Origin of the sequence: Lentzea nigeriaca (assembly GCF_016907955.1) — a bacterium.
GTDB classification, from domain to species: Bacteria; Actinomycetota; Actinomycetes; order Mycobacteriales; family Pseudonocardiaceae; genus Lentzea; species Lentzea nigeriaca.
This window is the reverse complement of the sequence record NZ_JAFBCX010000041.1, coordinates 1-1,119: the sequence shown is the minus strand read 5'-3', so window position 1 is coordinate 1,119 and position 1,119 is coordinate 1. Positions and strand designations below refer to the sequence as shown.

Below are 1,119 nucleotides of genomic sequence, written 5' to 3'. Positions count from 1 at the left end.
TGTACTGACCTGAGAGGTTCGGAACGCGGCTGGCGGGGGGCTGGCCTTTGAGTGCGGTGTGACCGCGGTGGTGATTGTAGGTGTGTAGCCATCGCGGGAACGCTTCGCGGCGTTCGGTCTCGGTGCGGTAGGGGCGGGCGTAGGCCCATTCGTCGAGCAGGGTGCGGTTGAAGCGTTCGACCTTGCCGTTGGTCTGGGGCCGGTAGGGCCGGGTGCGTTTGTGCGTGATCCCGGCGGTGGTGAGGGTGTCGCGCCAGAGCCGGGATCGGTAGCACGAACCGTTGTCGGTGAGGACCCGCTCGACGGTGATTCCGTTGCTGTGGAAGAAGATCTGTGCCCGCTTCCAGAACTCTGTGGCGGTTTCCTTGGTCTCGTCGGGCAGGATTTCGCTGTAGGCCAGGCGGGAGTGGTCGTCCACGGCGTTGTGCAGGTAGCTGTAGCCGAGGTTGGGGCGGCCGCCGACCTTGCGGCGCCGGGCGGGGTCGCGGTGCGCGGAGCTGTTGCGCTGACCGGCCTGCCTACCGTGGATCTTGTGGCCGCCGCCGTCGGGGATGTTGCCCAGTTTCTTGATGTCGACGTGCACGAGTTCACCGGGCGTGGCGCGTTCGTAGCGGCGCACCGGCTGCCCGGTGGCGCGATCGACGTGGGACAGCCGGGCCAGGCCGTAGCGGGCCAGGACCCGGTGCACGGTGGAGGGCACCAGCCCGAGCAGGTAGGCGATCCGGGCCGGTCCCCACCGCCGCGTCAGGCGGACCTTGATGATCCGCCGCTCGGTGCGGGTCGGGGTGCGGCGCGGACTCGCCAGCGGGCGGGAGGACCGGTCGGCCATTCCCACGACGCCGAGCTCGCGGTAGCGGCCGGCCCAGCGTTGCGCGGTGCTGACCGAGACCTGGAACCGCTCCGCTGCCCGTCGCAGCGGCCAGCCGTCCTCGACGACACACCGGGCCAGGCGCAGCCTGCCCAGCTCGGACAGCGGTGCGTTAGCGTGAGTAATCGAGGGCCTCCTGGCTAGCCGGTGCAGATGTCGCAATCCACACCGAACCCGGAGGCCCTCCCTCATTCCAAGATCATCCGATCACGTGTCGGACCGTTCGCAACCTCGCGGGGCAGTACACCTAG

At 69.2% G+C, this 1,119-nt stretch carries 1 protein-coding gene; it reads right to left on the bottom strand.

What is annotated here, in order from left to right; all coding sequences use genetic code 11:
• A partial coding sequence (locus tag JOD27_RS44365; RefSeq protein WP_204768424.1) for an IS481 family transposase occupies positions 1-994 on the bottom strand: 994 nt, incomplete at its 3' end.
• Positions 995-1,119: the final 125 nt, after the last annotated feature.